Annotated in this window: 23 protein-coding genes; 2 read left to right on the forward strand and 21 right to left on the reverse strand. The window is 34.3% G+C overall.

The features are described 5' to 3' along the window. Positions 1–13: 13 nt before the first annotated feature. The 3 genes from AC2A1D_RS03370 to AC2A1D_RS03380 all read right to left on the reverse strand — a co-directional run bounded on the left by AC2A1D_RS03370 (position 14) and on the right by AC2A1D_RS03380 (position 1,602). A complete protein-coding gene (locus AC2A1D_RS03370; RefSeq protein ID WP_484042257.1) occupies positions 14–871 on the reverse strand; it encodes a S49 family peptidase in 858 nt (285 codons plus the stop codon). A 176-nt stretch (positions 872–1,047) separates the two neighbouring features. After that, positions 1,048–1,314: a helix-turn-helix domain-containing protein gene (locus AC2A1D_RS03375; protein WP_484042258.1), complete on the reverse strand. Its 267-nt coding sequence runs from the start codon at positions 1,312–1,314 to the stop codon at positions 1,048–1,050. Positions 1,315–1,380: 66 nt separating this feature from the next. Then, complete coding sequence (locus AC2A1D_RS03380; protein ID WP_484042259.1) at positions 1,381–1,602, reverse strand: hypothetical protein; 222 nt, start codon at positions 1,600–1,602, stop codon at positions 1,381–1,383. 180 nt (positions 1,603–1,782) lie between these two features. On the opposite strand from AC2A1D_RS03380, the gene AC2A1D_RS03385 reads away from it, so the two are divergent. Further along, entirely contained in the window at positions 1,783–2,001 is a 219-nt protein-coding gene (locus AC2A1D_RS03385) for a hypothetical protein (RefSeq protein WP_484042260.1), read from the forward strand. A gap of 34 nt (positions 2,002–2,035) precedes the next feature. Here the strand turns inward: AC2A1D_RS03385 and AC2A1D_RS03390 are convergent, their stop codons facing one another. The 7 genes from AC2A1D_RS03390 to AC2A1D_RS03420 form a co-directional block, all read right to left on the reverse strand. Then, positions 2,036–2,551, reverse strand: a complete 516-nt coding sequence (locus AC2A1D_RS03390; RefSeq protein WP_484042261.1) for a TIGR02594 family protein — start codon at positions 2,549–2,551, stop codon at positions 2,036–2,038. 90 nt (positions 2,552–2,641) lie between these two features. Beyond that, entirely contained in the window at positions 2,642–3,334 is a 693-nt protein-coding gene (locus AC2A1D_RS03395; RefSeq protein WP_484042262.1) for a hypothetical protein, read from the reverse strand. Beyond that, a complete protein-coding gene (locus AC2A1D_RS03400; protein WP_484042263.1) occupies positions 3,331–3,648 on the reverse strand; it encodes a hypothetical protein in 318 nt (105 codons plus the stop codon). The genes AC2A1D_RS03395 and AC2A1D_RS03400 overlap by 4 nt, the downstream gene beginning before the upstream one ends. Position 3,649: 1 nt before the next feature. Beyond that, positions 3,650–3,877 (reverse strand): hypothetical protein, encoded by a 228-nt coding sequence (locus AC2A1D_RS03405; RefSeq protein ID WP_484042264.1) that lies wholly within the window; start codon positions 3,875–3,877, stop codon positions 3,650–3,652. A 51-nt stretch (positions 3,878–3,928) separates the two neighbouring features. Beyond that, positions 3,929–6,763, reverse strand: a complete 2,835-nt coding sequence (locus AC2A1D_RS03410; RefSeq protein ID WP_484042265.1) for a hypothetical protein — start codon at positions 6,761–6,763, stop codon at positions 3,929–3,931. Between the two features lie 30 nt (positions 6,764–6,793). Continuing rightward, positions 6,794–7,369, reverse strand: coding sequence for a hypothetical protein (locus AC2A1D_RS03415; RefSeq protein WP_484042266.1), 576 nt, complete (start codon positions 7,367–7,369; stop codon positions 6,794–6,796). 9 nt (positions 7,370–7,378) lie between these two features. After that, complete coding sequence (locus tag AC2A1D_RS03420; RefSeq protein ID WP_484042267.1) at positions 7,379–7,798, reverse strand: hypothetical protein; 420 nt, start codon at positions 7,796–7,798, stop codon at positions 7,379–7,381. A 419-nt stretch (positions 7,799–8,217) separates the two neighbouring features. Between AC2A1D_RS03420 and AC2A1D_RS03425 the strand changes: the two genes are divergently transcribed. Then, the gene (locus AC2A1D_RS03425) at positions 8,218–9,180 is read left to right on the forward strand and encodes a hypothetical protein (RefSeq protein ID WP_484042268.1); all 963 of its coding nucleotides are present in this window, start codon (positions 8,218–8,220) and stop codon (positions 9,178–9,180) included. A gap of 219 nt (positions 9,181–9,399) precedes the next feature. Here the strand turns inward: AC2A1D_RS03425 and AC2A1D_RS03430 are convergent, their stop codons facing one another. From AC2A1D_RS03430 to AC2A1D_RS03480, 11 genes are all read right to left on the reverse strand, one after another. Then, positions 9,400–9,714, reverse strand: a complete 315-nt coding sequence (locus AC2A1D_RS03430) for a hypothetical protein (protein WP_484042269.1) — start codon at positions 9,712–9,714, stop codon at positions 9,400–9,402. A gap of 64 nt (positions 9,715–9,778) precedes the next feature. Next, on the reverse strand, positions 9,779–9,994 hold the full coding sequence (locus tag AC2A1D_RS03435) for a hypothetical protein (protein ID WP_484042270.1): 216 nt from the start codon (positions 9,992–9,994) through the stop codon (positions 9,779–9,781). After that, positions 9,994–10,215, reverse strand: a complete 222-nt coding sequence (locus AC2A1D_RS03440) for a hypothetical protein (protein WP_484042271.1) — start codon at positions 10,213–10,215, stop codon at positions 9,994–9,996. The genes AC2A1D_RS03435 and AC2A1D_RS03440 overlap by 1 nt, the downstream gene beginning before the upstream one ends. Next, positions 10,215–10,637: a hypothetical protein gene (locus tag AC2A1D_RS03445; protein WP_484042272.1), complete on the reverse strand. Its 423-nt coding sequence runs from the start codon at positions 10,635–10,637 to the stop codon at positions 10,215–10,217. Before AC2A1D_RS03445 ends, AC2A1D_RS03440 begins: the two co-directional genes overlap by 1 nt. After that, on the reverse strand, positions 10,634–10,954 hold the full coding sequence (locus tag AC2A1D_RS03450) for a hypothetical protein (RefSeq protein WP_484042273.1): 321 nt from the start codon (positions 10,952–10,954) through the stop codon (positions 10,634–10,636). Before AC2A1D_RS03450 ends, AC2A1D_RS03445 begins: the two co-directional genes overlap by 4 nt. Positions 10,955–10,989: 35 nt before the next feature. Next, positions 10,990–11,757 carry a DNA adenine methylase gene (locus tag AC2A1D_RS03455; protein WP_484042274.1) on the reverse strand — a complete coding sequence of 256 codons (768 nt, stop codon included), beginning with the start codon at positions 11,755–11,757 and terminating at the stop codon, positions 10,990–10,992. A 5-nt stretch (positions 11,758–11,762) separates the two neighbouring features. Then, on the reverse strand, positions 11,763–14,720 hold the full coding sequence (locus tag AC2A1D_RS03460; RefSeq protein ID WP_484042275.1) for a hypothetical protein: 2,958 nt from the start codon (positions 14,718–14,720) through the stop codon (positions 11,763–11,765). 2 nt (positions 14,721–14,722) lie between these two features. Next, on the reverse strand, positions 14,723–15,679 hold the full coding sequence (locus AC2A1D_RS03465; RefSeq protein WP_484042276.1) for a DNA cytosine methyltransferase: 957 nt from the start codon (positions 15,677–15,679) through the stop codon (positions 14,723–14,725). Then, a complete protein-coding gene (locus AC2A1D_RS03470) occupies positions 15,580–16,515 on the reverse strand; it encodes a DNA cytosine methyltransferase (RefSeq protein WP_484042277.1) in 936 nt (311 codons plus the stop codon). The genes AC2A1D_RS03465 and AC2A1D_RS03470 overlap by 100 nt, the downstream gene beginning before the upstream one ends. Then, complete coding sequence (locus AC2A1D_RS03475) at positions 16,515–16,835, reverse strand: hypothetical protein (RefSeq protein ID WP_484042278.1); 321 nt, start codon at positions 16,833–16,835, stop codon at positions 16,515–16,517. Before AC2A1D_RS03475 ends, AC2A1D_RS03470 begins: the two co-directional genes overlap by 1 nt. Next, a complete protein-coding gene (locus AC2A1D_RS03480; RefSeq protein WP_484042279.1) occupies positions 16,835–17,383 on the reverse strand; it encodes a hypothetical protein in 549 nt (182 codons plus the stop codon). The genes AC2A1D_RS03475 and AC2A1D_RS03480 overlap by 1 nt, the downstream gene beginning before the upstream one ends.

The following is a 17,383-nucleotide window of genomic DNA, read 5'->3' on the forward strand; positions in this document are numbered from 1 at the left end:
TTACTATTGTTAATTAATTGTTGAGTTCCATGAGTGCAATTGCCAGTTGCACGGCTTGTTTTTCGTCTCCGATACTGTCTATCAAACCTATTTTTAAAGCCTCTTTTGCCGTGAAAGTACTTCCGGTAAATAAACCAGGTGTATCTTGTTTTAATTTTTTACGAAGTGCTTTTACATCTTCAATAAAAAGATTGCACATTGGCTCCATTTCCTTTTTCTCTGCTTCGATAAATGCTTCATCGTTTCCTTCGTAATAATCGACTATAGATTGAGCTTTTGTGGTAGATTGAGGAGCGCGAATAATGAGCATTTTATATCCTTCTTTTTCCATCCACTCACGGCTGTCTGAAACCATGGTTAAAACCCCGATAGAGCCGAAAGCTGAAGAAATATTTCCGTACGCCATAATATGATCGGCAATATGGCAAGCCGTCCAATAATGACCAGAAAAAGCTTTGTTTGCTAAAACAACAAAGGGTTTGCGTTTTTCGCTTGCAAATTCTTTCATCATGTTGATGGCATCAACCGAAGAACCAGGACCATCCATTTTTACGACTACCGCACCAATAGATTCATTACTATTAAGCATTCTGAATAATTGCAAATAGTCATCGGCGCCATAATCCCACCAATCGCCATAAGCCTGCAAAAGTCCACGCATAGAAATTACCACCACTTTTTTTTCTACTGCAGACGGAGCTTCGGATTTTGCTTCTGAAAGCATTGCTGCTGCAAAAAATTCTTCACGATTCACTTCAGGAACTTTTATAAGCCCTGCCTGAATATTGATAAGACGTTCTAAGTTTGATGCATAAGCATCATGCAAAAGCCAACGTCCTTGAGCCGGAGAAACGAAAACATTATTTTTCATAATTCCAAAAATAGAATGTGACACGTAGAGAAAGTGTGACAAAGGCCTTTTTGAAATTTGGGAAATAAAAAAGCCACCTGTTAGATCAGGCGGCTCATGCTTTAATTAAATTTTTTGTATTGTGATACAACGCAAATTTAGAATGTATTTTTTATTCTGCATTACGGTTTTCCGTATTAACTAAAAAATATTCTTTCATATTCAGTTTTATCAAGCTCTGCGGGAATCCAAAAAGGTCGAAGCTCTAAAGCTCCACAGATTTTTAAGGAGGTTGCAAAAGTCATTTCGCTTTCATTTTTTAGATTTCTCACCAATGTACTTTCATCTATACCAATAAGTTTGGCGAGTTCTAGTTGTGTTATTCCTTTTTCCTTTCTTCTTTCCGTAATGAAGTTGAAGAATAATTGTTTGCCAGTTTCCGCAGAATTATCGAATTTTGCCATAAGATTTTAATTAATAGTTAAAATTTTATTATTACAAGTAAGCCCTCTTCGGAGGGCTTTTTTTAATTACTTTGAAGTATTAAATTTTTCATCAAATAAATACTTCTTTGCAATTTCATGATTTTCAGAGCCTTGCTCAACATCTACACACAACCAAGCTGATTTCAAATTATTAAATCCACTTCTGAAATTAGGATTTAGATTTTTAGATTTTAATGTTTCATAAGCTTCTTTAGCGTTGCTAGAACTTGAAGTGATGTTAAATCTTAGTGTTGTAATTGCTTTCATTTTGTAAAATTTTAATTTGTTAGTATTTGTTTTATTATTACGATGTAAAGATATAAACTTTTTACTAAACTTGCAAATATGCAAGTAAAAATTTTAGCAAATAACTATGCATTACATATAACTATACGATTACGGTTTTCCTTAAATATCAAAAATTGATAATAGTACTATCTTTGCAAAATGGATAATCTAGAAGAAATAGAAGAAAAGTTTTTAGAGCTTGTAAAAGAACAACACCGTAGATCTGGAGTCGCCAACGGCATCGATTTATTTCACATAAATCTTGAACTGAAAACAGATATCGAAAAATTGAAAACCGTAAGAGATAAACTTCTTAGGGAACAAAAAATTGTAAAAATTAACCACCTAAATGGTGTTTCTTATACGTTACCAAAATAAACTATGTCTCCGACATTGATGTCGGAGACATGGTTTAAGCTTCATTCGTAGAAATCTTCCCTGAAGCTTCGACAATATATTTTTTTACAGCATTTGGTTGTGCAGTCTTCCAGTCGCATCTGCGAATACCTACACATCTATATTTTGCAATGCGAGTAATACTCACGGAATCGCTTTGATTTCCACCGAGAACATGATAACAATCTTTATCTTCAGCTACATAAAAACCAACATGACCACCACCATCACGCTTGAAAACCAAAATATCACCGAGCATTGCGGTTGTTTGTTTGGTTCCAAAGTTATTCCAGTTTAAAGCCCAAAGTGGATTATTCACAGGCTCAAATCCTGCTTTTTGTACAACCTTTGCAACATATAAACCGCACCAAGCAATTTCATCGGAAGTGTAAATTTTCTCAACCCCGACATCTTTTGCCCACGACATGATTGTTGCATTATGTGCCTTTCCTTTAATTTCGTGGATTCCTAAATAACGAACTCCTTCCGCTATAACTTTTGGAGAACCGAGTAAAATATTTGGGTAATTCATTTTTAAATTATTTATAATTATCTAACCTTTATTTTGCTTAAAATTTTAAATAGCTGCTCACATCTATTATTTAATTCTTAAAATTTTCAATTAAAATCTCACTAAATTATAACTCGCTCCAAAGCCTACGGCGGGTAGAGTTTTCCCGATTTCTGGCACAAAATAATATCCTGCTTGAATGCCAATCCCGAAACGTTTTGCGGGTAGTGAAACATCTTTTTTGAAATGCTCCACTCCATTTATTTTTAAATTCTTATCGGGAGAAGTAACAGTAATTTGCTGAACATCTTTAGAAAACAAACTGCTTTTTGTCTCCGTAATCATGTCGAGCTGTGCATTGTATTTATATTCTAAACTCGAATTTCCGAGAGAGTCGGTTTTAGTTTTAGCGGAAAAATACTTGTCTTGATAATATACTAATCTGCTTTTTTCTTTATCGATTTCAGATTTCTGCGCTTTTACCGTGCCTTCAAGTTTTGCCTTAATTCCTTGCAACTCGGTTATTTTTTCGGTTGCAATTTTAAGAGCCGGCGCAAGTGTATCGTAGATGTAATTCGTATAGGTTTTGGTTATGTTATTGGATGCAATTTGTCCAACATTAGGAACATACTTTACTACCGTACTATCGTGATTGTAGATCACTTTAATCGTGTCGGTTTTAGGGTTGTGAATTTCTTTTGCGAGTTTTTCTTCAGGACTTAGCGTAACCCAGTTAAAAAAACTGTTTGCCACTAAAACTCCAATGATAAACAGGAGTGCGATAATTAACATTTTATTTTTCATTTTTTTGATTTTAAAAGTTTCTTTGCTTCTTCTACGGTTTTTTGTCTTAAAGTAGAATCTGCTTCAATAATTACTTCGTTTTGTTTTTTCAAGATTCCTGCATTAACAAGCAGTTGATACGTAAGATTATCGTTTTTAGATTTCTCTTTTTCGTACAATTCTTTCCATTGAGCTTCTGAACTGTCGTTTTTTCTGATATTAATAAAATAGGTAATTCCAAACATCAGAAAGAAAACAGAAGCAACAAAGCCAATTGGATTCTTAATGATAAGCTGCTGAAACTTACCGACCTCTGTACTGTTTGGTAGTGCCATTTTATTTTTTATAATTTCTTAATATTTCTTTGAGATTTGATGCGTTTTTCAGCATTACATTGGTGCTGTCGATTTTTGCGGATTGATGTTGTGAGATTTCCGCCCGCTGCTTTCTGGCGGAAACAATTCCGAAAACGAGAAGCAGAATGTTTATCACCAAAAGAACAAGAATACTTGTCATGATCTCCGCAAAATACTTGTGGTAATAATTATTGAGAATTGTTTTCATTTTAATATTTTGTTTTAAAGCACTCCCATAAAGAGAGTGCTTATTGTTATTTTAGTTTACAAAAGCCTCCCAATCAAAACTACCTGCTCCTGTTACTGTAAATCCTTTTTTAGTTTTAGATGAAATTACAATTGTAGAATTATTGAAAATTCTAACAGTAGGAATCTCTTTAAATTCAAAACCAAAATCTATACTTGTTGAGCTTGAACTTCCTGTTAATTTTTTAGTTGTAAAAACAGAGCTTGGAACACCTAAGAAATCGCTGTTTACATCCAGTACTGATAGAATTAAATCCTTATACAATTCAACTCCAGAATCATTTAAATGCGTTCCGTCGGGTGCGAAAATTCCTGTAATAGCATTCTCTTTCTGATAATAATTCAAATCAATATATGTGATTCCAGCTTCTTTTAACATTAATTTTTGAAGCTTTAAAGCATAATCGAAAGTAAATGGTTTCTCTGCGAATGAAACAGAATCGTGAGTCACAATACATAATGTTGGTACTCCTTGCTGTCTGATTCTATCGAAAACAGCTTTATTATCTTCAAGATAATTAATATCAATTTCATTATACAGTGTAGTACTTCCTTTTCTCCAAGCTCCTCCAAACCATTCTAAGTACTCTCCTTCATATAGATATAAGTTATTGAAATTGACATATAAACCAGTTTCAGCAGCTCGATAGAATACATAATCTGCCCATCCGGTAATTGGTGATTGCGCTAATGTAATATCGCCAAAAAAATTATTAATACGACCTATTCCATTGTCATTTAGATAAGGACCGTTATAAACTACTAAGTCTTGGTTATAAATCGAGTGATAAAATCTGTCTGGTCTGCTTAATTGATCAGCCGCTAAGTTACCTCCCTCTGCTGTTACAATAACATCAACTCTAGGATTAGCCCATGTTTCGAAGCCCCATACATCTAATGTGCCACTTCCATCTATCTTTCTAACCCTGAATATATAATTTGTAGTTTCATTAAATCCACTGATAATAACATTACCCCATTTCAAATCCTCATTTGGAATTTGAAATGCACTGTCTGTGTCTAATACAATACTACTCGTCAATCCAGCATCTGAAATTTTTTGAAAGGTAGAACCTCCATTTGTCGAAACCATTAATTCTAACCTTCTTGTTTTTCCGTTAGAATTATATGTAGACCAAATAAATTTAGCAAATTTAGCACCTGTAAAAGAGAGTTGAATCCCTGCATTATTTTCAGATGTACTACAAAGTCTTAACGAATCTGCTCCAACAGGATAAATATCAGACCATGTGCCTGTTTTAGTAACCTCGGTCGCTACATGATTATAATATTTTACATCTGCATCTTCATATTGAAGTGCTTTTAAAATATAATAAGCAACATTTTTCTGCCACATATTTGGCGGAAAATGCCCCGTAATATACCCTGCTTGAGTTTCAGAAGGATTATTAAAATCTTCTGAGTTAGAAATACCCCACGTTGGGTCTTGCCCTCCAAAAATAGAATCTCCTACTACCGCGGCATTTATTCGATTATAAGCATCTACTTTTTTAGCTTTACGCTTTTTAAAAAATGGTGCTAATTGACTTTGCGATTCAATAATATTCCTTGATAAATCAACAGTAAAACTAGGTAAATCCGCTGATTGAACATATCTTGCGTCTCCCTCAGCTTGTGTTATGTAATTAGCATTAGGTTGCCAATCTCCTATGATTTCACCGTATAATTCTTCTTTAGTGTCTGCAAAAGCTATTTTCAAACCTGTTACAGCAAAATCACCATTCACAAATCCTACTGGCACATCAGCATCTTCTAACACTGTAGAAACACCTATTGTTGTATAAGTTCCTGTATATTCAAATAGTAATATTTTTTCAACTTTAAAAATATCAGTAGCAATTTGTGTAATAGTAACTGCACCATTTACTGAATCACTACCTATTAGTGGGGTATTACCAGTACTTGTAATTATAAAAGCCCCTAGTCTACCAGAAGTATCGCTAGATGGTTGCACTCCTGTTTTAGAGTAAATATACCATTCTATTTTCATGTATCTTCCGTTCTGATTCTCAATTATATTACCAAGTCCTTTATCTACTCCTACACCATTATTAAAATACCAGTAATTCTCGACATTACCACTTCTTGCTGTCCAATTTAACTTATTTATCCCTATACTATTTAGATAAGCATTATCTGTCATAGCAATAGGCAAATCTCTATAATAATTTTGTTCTGCATCATTTTGAAATGCTCCAGAAACTACAATAGATTTTTTTGGATTTGAAGCACCTTGAGCAATTTTGATAATTGTTTCATCAGATTTTCCAACTTCTTTCCAAATAGTTGGAGAAGTAGAAGGTAAATTCGCATTCGTAGATGTTTGCCCATCTAGTAATTGATAAGCAACAAAATTATCCACGCATTGCACTTTCTCCCCTACCGAAGGATTGGTAACAGGGAAATTAAGATCAGCGAATTGCGGGATGCTTTTTGTTGCCTGTGGCAACGGCAAAGCCACTAAAGAATAAACACTTCCATCAAAAGAAATTACGCCAATATTATTTGCAGGTACTACCAAGCCATTTGCATTGGCGTATGTTCCTGGTCCTGCAAAACCCCAGGATTTTGCGGAAGGGAAAGTGGTAGATGTTGTAACGGTTCCAATGAAGTCGGAGGCTTTAAAATCTGCGAGCTTCTTCCACATTGCCAATTGCTCGGTCGTAAGTTCTGGAGAGATTAGCGAAATCTTTGTATCGAGAACGGTTACGATTTGATTGAGAACAAATCGCAGTGTAGATTCTTCAATAAGACCGGAAGTATTATCGATGATATTCTGAATAATTAAATCCAAAAGATCATCAACATTGGAAGGAATATTTGGCATAACTTTTTTATTTATGCCAAAATTATTTCGTTACGTATTGGGAAACTGTGACAAAGATTTGTTCTGAATTTTGAAGTAACTAATATCTCTTGTCTGCAAACGATGCATTGGCCCATCATCTCGCATTCGGTAAAATAGGCGGCGCATCATTTCTATATCGAAATTGAAATTCCACAGGTTATAATCGTCCATCCATTTACGGATTACCGTTTTTATTTTATCTTCCTTGCCTTCCGTCTTACCCAGAACGTAGAAGAAAAAGTTTTGGCGGAAGATCTCGTCGAGTTGACTATCTATTTCCGTCATTAATTCTTCGGGGATTTCTACAAATGAAGTACTTAAATTTTCCCTTTTAAAAAGTTTCTGTTTTGTACAGTATTTCAATCGGTTAGAAGTCTTCATTTCAATGAAGAGATTAAAATCTTTGATGTTTTTTACCGGATAGTCTATTTTCTTGATATGGGAGACAATGAGCTTTCCGATAAAGCTGTGCTTTTCTATCGGTATTACTTTTACTTCCAGTCCGGCATATTTTTTTTCTTTTCCCTTGAGCTCTTTAAAAAAATAGTGGACTAGATGCTCTGATAATTTGAAGGGAACAATCATGTAATATATTTATGTTTTGGTTTGAAATTCAAATGGGAAAATGCTATTGAGTGCCCACGACATGGTGGTAAATTCTTTCACGGTAGATACTGCAGCCGTGATCGATTTGTTTTGATGATAATCGTTTCGGCATAGATCTGTGAAACTGCCATTGCAATAATGCAAACGAATTGCTTTCAGCTCACGGAACCGGTTTAAGATTGTGGTTCTTTGGGTATTCGTAGGAAATTTGAAAGAAAATTCTTTGGTCCACAGGAAACCGGAATCGGTATCTTTTCCATCTTCGGTAAGTGATGGACTGGAAACGGTGAAGTAAACTTCATCAAATGCCGCCTCGCCAATTGATGAGGCGGCAAAGTTTCCCTCCGGAGGAGTGATATTTAGAGACACTTCATCGAGTAGAGATATCAATTCTACTCTATTTATCATATTATCAGTTATTTCCCTTAAAAAATTCATAGAGTAAATATACAATTATATATTGTGAATACAACAATTTGTTGTGATAAATCTCTTCTCTCAATAGCTTAAAAAGTGTAATTGTGTAAACTGCTTATCTATAAGGAAGTTGCACTGTTTTCAAAAGTGTAACCAGGAATATAGCGAAAGTGTATTTGTGTATTTTATCTTTTTAGTACAGTAATTTCTGTATTCTCTTTATAGAGTTACAGTTTTATAAAAAAAGTGTATTATATAGAAAATCAGCGTTTTACCTTGCTAAATACAGAATTACACTTTTAAATCAATTTTTTATATGGGGTAAGGGGAAGGAAAAGGAGGCGGAATTCCGCAGTGGGGTTTGCGGATGAAAAATTGTTGTGGTATTTTTGGAGGAAATAAACTAAACCATGATGGAAAAACTTACCGAAGAGGCAGGAAAGATTAACGAGACCGCTGCAAAGTTCACTGACGAAGCGGGAAAAATAGTTCTCGACCGTTTTAAAAATCCTTATATCTCTACATTTTTAATTTCCTGGCTACTTTTTAACTGGAAACCAATTTCCTTATTTATATTTTCAAAAGGAACTGTTGAATATAAAATTATTTTGATCTCTCAGGAATACTCTGACTTACTACATTATTTTATTTTTCCATTTTTAACGACGATATTATATCTTTTTGTTTTACCTTATTTAAATCAAGCAAATGAGTATTTTCTTCAGAAATCTGTGAAGCATAGAGCAAATTTTGAAAAGAAAAAAGCTTTGTTAAAGATTAATAATGACAAAGAAATAGCAATTGCTAACAATGAAAAACAAGATGAGATAAAGAAAGCTAAAGAGGGGGAAGATCATAATAAATATGTTGACGAACTTAAATTCACTATACAAAAACTTCAGGAAAATTTAAATGAAGAACGAACAAAAACCAACGATTTATTAGTGGATTATGATGAAAAACTTAAGATTGTGAGGGAAGAAAAACAGAATCTGATAGATGAAAATATAGAGATTAATAAAGATAATGATAATCGATTCAATAATCTAAATGATACCATCAATGTTCTTCACGATGAAAATAAATATCTGAAAGAAGAGAAAGCTAGAATAGACTATCAGCTAGATGTTGAAAAATTTGTCAACAGTCGCTATAGAAACATGAAATCGAAAGTTTTGCGATTTGAAGGTGCACAAATATTAGAATATTTTAATAATCTTAATGAGTTAAGCTATTTTGATGTGGATCGTAAACAAGTTGTTTCAAAATCTAGAGTGTACAATATTATTACGGAAGCGGAGCAATATGAAGAAGACGATCATGAACTTAGTGTTAAAAATGCGGTAAGAATAATGAATGAATCAATCAAATAAAAACACCCGCTCAAAACGAGCGAGTGTTTTCATTTAAAATCATTCTGCCCACAGGTCGGGCAACAATTATCTTTTTTCCTGTCGAACCAATCGCCACAAGCAGAGCATTTATGCCATGCTTCGTGGTTAGATTGTTTCATTTCTTTCGCCATATCGGCAACGGTAATAATTACCTTGGTTGCGCGAACGAACGTTTCTGTAAACGCTTTCAAGGCTTCGCTATTGATAGACAGATCCTGTATTGCTTTGTTGAGCTTCTGTTTTTGTATTTGTTGGCGATGCTGTTTCATTTTTTTGAATTAAAAGTTCAAACTTCCATGCGTTGAGATTCTGCGCGATAAACTTTTCTTCTGGCTTATCTCTTTTGCTTACCTCTTTTCCTTGCAGATTGAAGAATACTTTCACTCTTGAGTTATCAGGAATTTCACCGAGCCTTTCGATGGCGTTTCCTGTGACCTGAAATTCTAATGTGTTTTCGTAGGTTTGCCCAGTTCTGTTATCCGTATAAGAAGCATCGAGTACGAATTTCTGCACTTTAAAAGTTTCTGTTTTTTGCTATACCGCTGTGCGGCTTTTAATTGTTCCGAAGATTTCCATGTTAGTTAATATTTTTAAGTTCTGTAAATAAATTTTCTCTTTGTTCTTCTAAATATCTCTTTCGGTTTTGATAAGAGATTTTACCGTTTACATCTTGCCAAACGATGGCATCCTGTATGCAAATCGTGCAGTCGTCAATCTTTTTGTTCAGCTTTAGAATCTCACGGCTGAGTTTCTCGGCTTGCTTTTGTTGGGTGGTTTTAAAAAATTTTATCATTAGTTTTTCTTTTTACCAAAGTTGTTTCCGTAGATAAGTTCCTGTTGCTTTACGAGTGCGAAAGCCCGAAGTTTGGCAGTCATAGGAAAATCGCCAGCTTCTGAAAGTTCCTTGAGGAGATTGCCTAAACTGCAAAGCTCTTCAATCGTCTTGCAATCGTTGAGAAGACCAATTAACATCTTCTGCGAATATTGCGGGGGTTGTGAGGGGGTGGTGTTCATTAGTATAAAGGAGGTTTGGGAGGTTCTATATCTTGATAGTGTGTATATTTCTCTTTCCAAAACCAAAGATTTAAATTATTATCTACATCAATAAACCCTGTTTTAGTATAGACAAAATATAATCTAACTTCTTTCAGTTCTTTAGGAAATTCTGGAAGGCTATCTTCAATTTTCATCCAACCGTTATTATACTCAATACCTTTTATACAGATAGGTCTAATACTTGTACTTTCATTATCTGTTTTATACTCAACTTTATTATTAAAAGGAAGATTATAACAAATATTAAATCTATCTAAGTTATTATAAAGTTCACCATATTGTCTAGAGGAAACCATTAACCATCCATCTTCTTCGATGTTTTGTTTTAAGAATTCATACTGCCCTCCGTAAGCTTCTTGTATTTTTTCCTGTTTTGTCATTTTTTCGTTTTTACAATTTTTGAAATTTCGTTTTCGTTTATCCAGACGTACATGTCTTTTCTGGGTTTTAAGATTTCCACAAGATGTCCGAAGTTTCTTTCGTAGGTGGTTTCTAGCTCGTTATAATCTTCTGGAACGTCGCCAAAAATTTCGTCTATATCTTCCTTTGTAAGGTTTCCTCCTTCGTACATGAAGCCAGTTTTTTTGGCACCACGATACGTGATAATCACAATCTCATAGCTTTTGCGCAACCGAATCCCGATAAGATCAAGATTTAAAAACGCACATTGGAAGCTTAGATATCCAAAGCTTTCCATAAGCTCTTTTTTAGTGGGAAATTGGGAGATGGGCATTAGTCAAAAAGGTTAGAATGTTCATAATTGGTAATCAATATTTCAGTTTTTCGGTTTTTAATATTTGCTCTTGATTTAACCGGAAAAACATTCAATCCTCTTTTTTTGGCTTCAGATAAAACAAATGGGTGAGGAAATTCAGACATCGCGGATTTAATTCCACAATTCTGAACAATATCAAGGCAATCAATTGTATCATCTTTTGACCATGATGGAACGTTATAATAATGCTCTGTTTCAAAATAAATTGGATCTAGATATACAAAGCAATTATCCTTATCATTTACAGTTTTACTGAATGATATCTTAGGCAAAACATCCCTAAAATCTCTATTAGTGATCTTTGCTGTTTTTAGGGCCAATAATGTATTATCAATATTATTCAATAAGGTTAATTTCGCATTGTCTAATCCTAATCTTAAAGTGTCTCCTTTTCCCATGTAAGTAAAATTGGACAAAAAGAGAAATCGCACTGCAGACATTAATTCTGAATCTTCTCGATTTGAACGCCAAAACTTTATTAAACTTTCAGACAGAGGAACTCGTAGAATTTCTTTTTTTAAATTTTCTGTTTCATTTAAAACAATCATATATAAATTAAAAACATCATTATCTAAATCGTTCAATACAGAATATTGTGCTTTGGGTAAGTAAAAAAAACTACCACCTGCACCAAAAAACAACTCTATTCTCATCTTATGCTTGGGAAAATAGTTAACTAGATTCTTCGCTAATTTCCTTTTGTTTCCTAATCTTGTTAAAATCATAATCTCTATTTTAAATAAGCTGAAGTTTTATTTTCTGATTCTTCTGAATCGTCTATTTTTGGCATAATCGAAATATGTTCTACCGATTTATGATAGTGAGATCCTTTTACCATAATTGGATAACCCTGTGAATCATACTGCGGAAGTGTTTTATTGAATCTGTCTTTGAAAACATACCCATTAACAGTACACCAAGCTCTCATTTTCTTCTTGAAGGTATTGCTCACAATATCTCCGAGATACTTTTTATTTCCTTCCCTGCATTTTTCCAAGACAAAATCTTTCTCCAGTTCCTGTCCTACAATTTCTGGTAAATATCGATCTGCCCACTCCTGAAAATGTTGCCCCATGTCTGAGATATGTTTACGCTTCAGAATATTATCACTTGGCGCATTAATCTTATTTCGGCAGCTTAAATAAAACTGAAGGCAAAACCAGTTGAAGTTGATGTCTTTAAACCATTGTTCCTGGTTCCAATCGGTAAAAAGATTATATCCAAAATCGTCTTTCGGTTCGCGCTTTTCTCTGTGCTCATTAGGTGCGTGATAATAATCACTAAAACCTACATCAATACGCCTTCTTACTGTCGCTCCTTCTTGATCTCTTAAAGAGTAATTTGAAGTAAAACAGAATTTTGGAACATATTTAAAAGGAAGTTTGAACTTCTTTTCATTTTTAGTATTTACTTTTAAATCACCTTCAATTACATTGTAAAAAAGTTTCATATCAAAATCACGCTCTACATCATTTACAAAAATTATATCTGTATGCATCGATACTCCTTCGTAGATAAACTTATCATCCTTAAAATTATCTTTACCATTGATATCGAAAACAGTACAATAAAATTTTAACCCTTTAAAAAAAATACTTTTACCCGACCCTCCTTCGGCAACATTATCTTCTAAAACAGCATCATCAATCGCGAACGGAGCAAATGGTTTTGAAGGGTCATTGTAACGGTGAAGCATATAACCTCTTGCGTAGATTTTGTTCACCAAATGTGCTATTTGTCTTTCGTTTTGCTCTTCATTCAGATAGGTAGAGGTAATCTTGAATTTTGTTTTCTGGAAAAATGAGACATCATCGAAGCCGCTTTCTGCCATATTCTTTTTTTCGGTATCCCAATGACAGCGGGAAGTCTGAATCATGTAGTTCAGAGAGTCGCATTTTTCTTCCAAAATATCGATGGTAAATTTTCCAACTTCGGTTTCTTTAATTTTGAAATAAGGTTTTTCCGCAATTTTGAAATCTTTTGGATTAATTTTCATGCAGTCGTTTTCCTCAATAAGATTTTCAAGTAACTGGGATTTTAAAACATACCTATCAAATTTTGCCTGTGTTGTTCCAGCTTTGGTTGTTTTAAAAATTCTATCGCCTAAAAACCAATACTGCGCATCCTGGTCGAAATCCGAAAAATCTAATTCTCTTATGTGCAACCTATCGATAGTAGATTCTGAAATACGATTGGTTGTGATAAGTGAATCCATTAAAGAATAAGACACTTCGCGTACACCTTCACGGCGTTGTTTTTCAATTAAAAAATCTTTGAAGTAGTTTTTAATGTCGGTAACATCTACTTCTTCCACAACGTTTCCGTAGACTTTAGCGAAATAATACCCATCCTTTCGTGATTTATCTAAAATTCTGCAGAAACCATTCAGCCTTAAAAAATAGAATGAGAACATCGGACTGAAATTGTGCGTATATCTTTTCGTTTTTTCGTTGTAAGAAGAAGTCCAAAACTTTGCAGGCATTGTCGCATCCATCATTTCGCCTACTCTTTTGGTAAGTTGCTTTTTCGTCATGTGCTGATTTTCAAAAGCAAAATCTTTGAAGTCTTTTTTATTTTTATTTCTAAAATAATTGTCGAGCCAAAGTGTTCTTACTTCCAAAAATTCTAAAGCCAAATCTTTTGCTTCACGCTTTCCGGTTGCGTCACAATCTGGAACGTTTATAATATCTTCTGCTAACTGCTTTAGATTGTTAAGAACATATCTTGATATTTTTTCAGTTTCAGAATTAAACCAAATAACAGGCTCTCCTAATGCTATAAGATTAAGCCCATCACTTCCGCCAGTTGCAATGGTAATACGTGGAAGCTTCATGTCTTCTCTTTCCACATCGCTTTCATCTGAGTAATTATCATCACGATAATCTTCCAATAAATCTCTAAGACGATTTAAGCCAAATATAAAATCCTTCGGACGACCACCGAGATGATGAAAGCGGTAATCTTTACCATCTTCCGTGAATTTTTTCCCCGCTCTTGGCTTGTAGATTTTTAACCATTCGCCAATCTCTTTATCATCATTAATGAAAGCGAGAATCGGAAATTTGTCGGTGCTTTTGTAGGTTACAACCTTAGAACCATCTTTCGATAGGAAAGAATATTCTTCCAACGAAAAAAGATTTACTTCCTTACAAACTTCTGGAGTAATAAGATGCGATCTGAAATTCCCGTTTTCGTTGTCGCCGTTTTCAGTTCCTTTTATCTCTGGTCCTAAAAGGCCGAGTTCAAAAGAGGTAAAATCTTTTAGCTTGTAGCAAAAGCCTTTGGCGTTTAAAGTACCTTCAAAAAGTTCGGGAGCGCACTCGCGATATTCAGGTTTGTAGACTACTTTTTCGGTCTCCAAAATCTTTATTCCTTTGGCTTGGTACTGGTTTGCCAATTCCAAAACCGCTTCTGTATAAGAGCAGTTATTGGCAAGCGCATATAAGCCAAAACAGTTTTCTGAGTGTACTGTACCACCAAAATCGGTAACACGATACGCCATAACGCCACGAACTTCGAGCAGCTTCATAGAAGCGGATTCGTTTTTATCGTCGTTGTAATCTCTAATACGGAAATTCTTTCTCTCCGTCGCTTGTGGATACAACTCTTGAATAATATCAAACCCATAGTTTGACGCATCAAGGATTTTTAATTCTATATCTCTAAATGTTTGATCTTGGTTGGGCATGGTTATGCGGCTTTTCTAAGGTTAAATAGTTTATTCGCGGTAGCTTCACATATTTTTCGAGCCATTGTAACTTCTACGGCATTTCCGATGAATTTTTTTTGATCTGCTTGAGTTCCGATAAGAACATAATCTTTTGGAAAACCCATAATTTCTTTAAGTTCTTGAATTTTCAGCATCCTCATTTTAATGTCCATAAGTCCATAAATAGCCATGAATTCTTTTATTTTTTTCATCATTAAAGAATCACTTTCATAGATTTCATAGACGATAATATTTCCATCGCTTTTTATAAATGAAAGCAGTTCAGAATTTTCTGAAATTTCAACAAGATAAGGAGGTGTTTTATCCATTCTAGCTATTAAGGTGAAGCAAGGTTGATCTATTGAATTACCGACTCTAGAGTATTGACTATCCATTAAATAATATTTTTTTGCGCTTACTTTTGCGTATTTAGGATTCGTTGTTAAAGCACCTAAAACAGTTTCTACAGAAGCAGGTGTACTTTTCCCAAATTGTTGATCAATAAATGATGAAGTAATTAATGAAAAGCGGTCTCCAGTTGTAACTGTTGGTGATGGATTTTCGATTGAAGAAGTAAAACCATTTCCATAATATGCCTGAATGAACTTCGGCTGAACTAATGAATGATGATCTATTGCTGTGATTGTATGCGCAGGTTGATTGATTGATATATTTTTGCTCGAAGGATTTCCGGAAAAATACTTTGATAGAAAATTACATTCAACTTTAGCAAATCTGTTATTTGTTGTTACAGTATTACAAACATCTTCTACACTTTTAACTCTATGCTCTGGGTTTCCCGAATTATATTGCGCTAAAAAGTTTGCACTTATAATTCCTAATCTTCCTTGACAAGAAACTGTAGGACAAGGTTCTTCGATACTTGGCGGAATGTGAACTCTCGTTTTCCCATTAATCGAGTATACTTTAGAATCCATTTATCTTTTCCTCCTGCTACGAATTTTATTAATCCGTGATAAATTCTTTCCAATGTAGCTTCAACCAAAGGTTTTTTTCGTGTGAAAATACTTTCTCCTTCATCTTTAAAATCTAAAACCTCTTTTACAGCTCTCCATTTTTCTAAGCTTTCAAATAAACCTGTTTCAGGATTCTTTGCGTGCGTTGGTTCCGGCCAAACTGTTGGAATACCCGGAGAATTAAACTGAGCAAAAAAGCGTTTTCTAGAAGTAAGAGCTCCGAAGTCTGCAGAGTTCAAAATTCTATAATCGTAAGAGTATCCAAAATCCTTAATATGATTTACCCATTTCGTGTAGAGTCTGCCTTTATCTTTGCTTATAGGCTTTCCTTTTTCGTCAAGATCACCCCAACTCATAAATTCTTCTACGTTTTCAATCTGAATAGAATCTGGTTTTAAAGCAATAATATATCTGTCTAAATGTTCAGCTAATGTTCTAGAATCAGCATCTCGCGCCAAACCTCCTTTTGCTTTTGAAAAATTGGTACATTCTAGAGAAGCCCATAAAACAACTTTTGCAAAAGGATATAGTTTTCGCATTTGCTTTAAATGCTCAACAATTGGTGCCATTTCTGCGGTTCTAATATCTTCCGTTAAATGCAAAGAATCTGGATGATTTTCAGCATGAGAAGCGATTGCATTTGCATCATGATTAATACAAACAATAACTTTCGCACATTTCTCTCCGTGAATTTTTGCTGTTTCAACTCCTGTTGAAGTTCCACCCGCACCGCAGAATAAATCAATGTACAAAAGTGTTACTGAGAGTAATCCAAGTTTTATGTATTTGTTTTTCATTAGAAAATTCCTTTTTCTTGAATTGTGAGTGCTTTTTCAATGGCTTTTCTAGCAACATCTTTTACGTAATCTGCTTTTACCATTCCTTTTTGAATATTTTCAAATCTTGAAAGCATCATTTTTAATGCTTCTAATAAATCTGGCGCCGCAGAAATAAGTGTTGCGTTTGCATGATTCTGAATTCCTGTACCATGTGCATTTACGATATATATCATTGTATTTCCTTCTCGGTTATCGCATCGAACAATATTGGTATAAGCATCTGCATTTGTTTGAAAATACCAAGTGCCTTTTGTGAATTTTTCCTCTAATTTTTCCATTACAACAATCCGTTTTGCGTTAATAATAAAACCCCTTCCTGTTTGGTTTGGATATGAAGTTGCTTGTACGTTTTTTGCTTTAGAACATTGAAAGAACCGAGAGGCATATCTACGGTTTCGGCAAGTACTTCATTGGTAAGGTTACTTGCGCATCCTCTAAGGATTTCCAATTGCTTTTCGGTAATTTCTTCACCTTTTAGAACTAAAGGTTTACAAACGATATGTTCGCCAATACAGTTTCCACGGAGATGGCAATCAACAAAATCGTGAGAAGCATTCCCAAGATGATCGAAATCTGCTTCAAAATTGAGTGCTCCGAAACGGCAAGACGCCAACTTTTGTTGCATTTCTCTTTGGTCGTTATTACACATTTTCGAGATAATGTCTTTTAGACCAGTTTCGTTTTCGATGATAAATTGAAGTTCGCGATGCTCTTTTACATCTTCAAACTTTTTAACGGCGCCGTCTTTAATCTTGTAGACTTGTTGCCCTTCTGCGAAATACTCGATTCGAGCGTCGAGCATTCCTGGATAAATTTTTGGTGTCAT

The organism is Chryseobacterium sp. HNCC26DJ239, assembly GCF_057180445.1.

Excerpts from the sequence above, each read along its gene's own strand:
- AC2A1D_RS03370 (WP_484042257.1), bottom strand. The coding sequence starts at position 871 with ATGAAAAATAATGTTTTCGTTTCTCCGGCTCAAGGACGTTGGCTTTTG.
- AC2A1D_RS03375 (WP_484042258.1), bottom strand. The coding sequence starts at position 1,314 with ATGGCAAAATTCGATAATTCTGCGGAAACTGGCAAACAATTATTCTTC.
- AC2A1D_RS03380 (WP_484042259.1), bottom strand. The coding sequence starts at position 1,602 with ATGAAAGCAATTACAACACTAAGATTTAACATCACTTCAAGTTCTAGC.
- AC2A1D_RS03385 (WP_484042260.1), top strand. The coding sequence starts at position 1,783 with ATGGATAATCTAGAAGAAATAGAAGAAAAGTTTTTAGAGCTTGTAAAA.
- AC2A1D_RS03390 (WP_484042261.1), bottom strand. The coding sequence starts at position 2,551 with ATGAATTACCCAAATATTTTACTCGGTTCTCCAAAAGTTATAGCGGAA.
- AC2A1D_RS03395 (WP_484042262.1), bottom strand. The coding sequence starts at position 3,334 with ATGAAAAATAAAATGTTAATTATCGCACTCCTGTTTATCATTGGAGTT.
- AC2A1D_RS03400 (WP_484042263.1), bottom strand. The coding sequence starts at position 3,648 with ATGGCACTACCAAACAGTACAGAGGTCGGTAAGTTTCAGCAGCTTATC.
- AC2A1D_RS03405 (WP_484042264.1), bottom strand. The coding sequence starts at position 3,877 with ATGAAAACAATTCTCAATAATTATTACCACAAGTATTTTGCGGAGATC.
- AC2A1D_RS03410 (WP_484042265.1), bottom strand. The coding sequence starts at position 6,763 with ATGCCAAATATTCCTTCCAATGTTGATGATCTTTTGGATTTAATTATT.
- AC2A1D_RS03415 (WP_484042266.1), bottom strand. The coding sequence starts at position 7,369 with ATGATTGTTCCCTTCAAATTATCAGAGCATCTAGTCCACTATTTTTTT.
- AC2A1D_RS03420 (WP_484042267.1), bottom strand. The coding sequence starts at position 7,798 with ATGATAAATAGAGTAGAATTGATATCTCTACTCGATGAAGTGTCTCTA.
- AC2A1D_RS03425 (WP_484042268.1), top strand. The coding sequence starts at position 8,218 with ATGATGGAAAAACTTACCGAAGAGGCAGGAAAGATTAACGAGACCGCT.
- AC2A1D_RS03435 (WP_484042270.1), bottom strand. The coding sequence starts at position 9,994 with ATGATAAAATTTTTTAAAACCACCCAACAAAAGCAAGCCGAGAAACTC.
- AC2A1D_RS03440 (WP_484042271.1), bottom strand. The coding sequence starts at position 10,215 with ATGAACACCACCCCCTCACAACCCCCGCAATATTCGCAGAAGATGTTA.
- AC2A1D_RS03445 (WP_484042272.1), bottom strand. The coding sequence starts at position 10,637 with ATGACAAAACAGGAAAAAATACAAGAAGCTTACGGAGGGCAGTATGAA.
- AC2A1D_RS03450 (WP_484042273.1), bottom strand. The coding sequence starts at position 10,954 with ATGGAAAGCTTTGGATATCTAAGCTTCCAATGTGCGTTTTTAAATCTT.
- AC2A1D_RS03455 (WP_484042274.1), bottom strand. The coding sequence starts at position 11,757 with ATGATTTTAACAAGATTAGGAAACAAAAGGAAATTAGCGAAGAATCTA.
- AC2A1D_RS03460 (WP_484042275.1), bottom strand. The coding sequence starts at position 14,720 with ATGCCCAACCAAGATCAAACATTTAGAGATATAGAATTAAAAATCCTT.
- AC2A1D_RS03465 (WP_484042276.1), bottom strand. The coding sequence starts at position 15,679 with ATGGATTCTAAAGTATACTCGATTAATGGGAAAACGAGAGTTCACATT.
- AC2A1D_RS03470 (WP_484042277.1), bottom strand. The coding sequence starts at position 16,515 with ATGAAAAACAAATACATAAAACTTGGATTACTCTCAGTAACACTTTTG.
- AC2A1D_RS03475 (WP_484042278.1), bottom strand. The coding sequence starts at position 16,835 with ATGGAAAAATTAGAGGAAAAATTCACAAAAGGCACTTGGTATTTTCAA.
- AC2A1D_RS03480 (WP_484042279.1), bottom strand. The coding sequence starts at position 17,383 with ATGACACCAAAAATTTATCCAGGAATGCTCGACGCTCGAATCGAGTAT.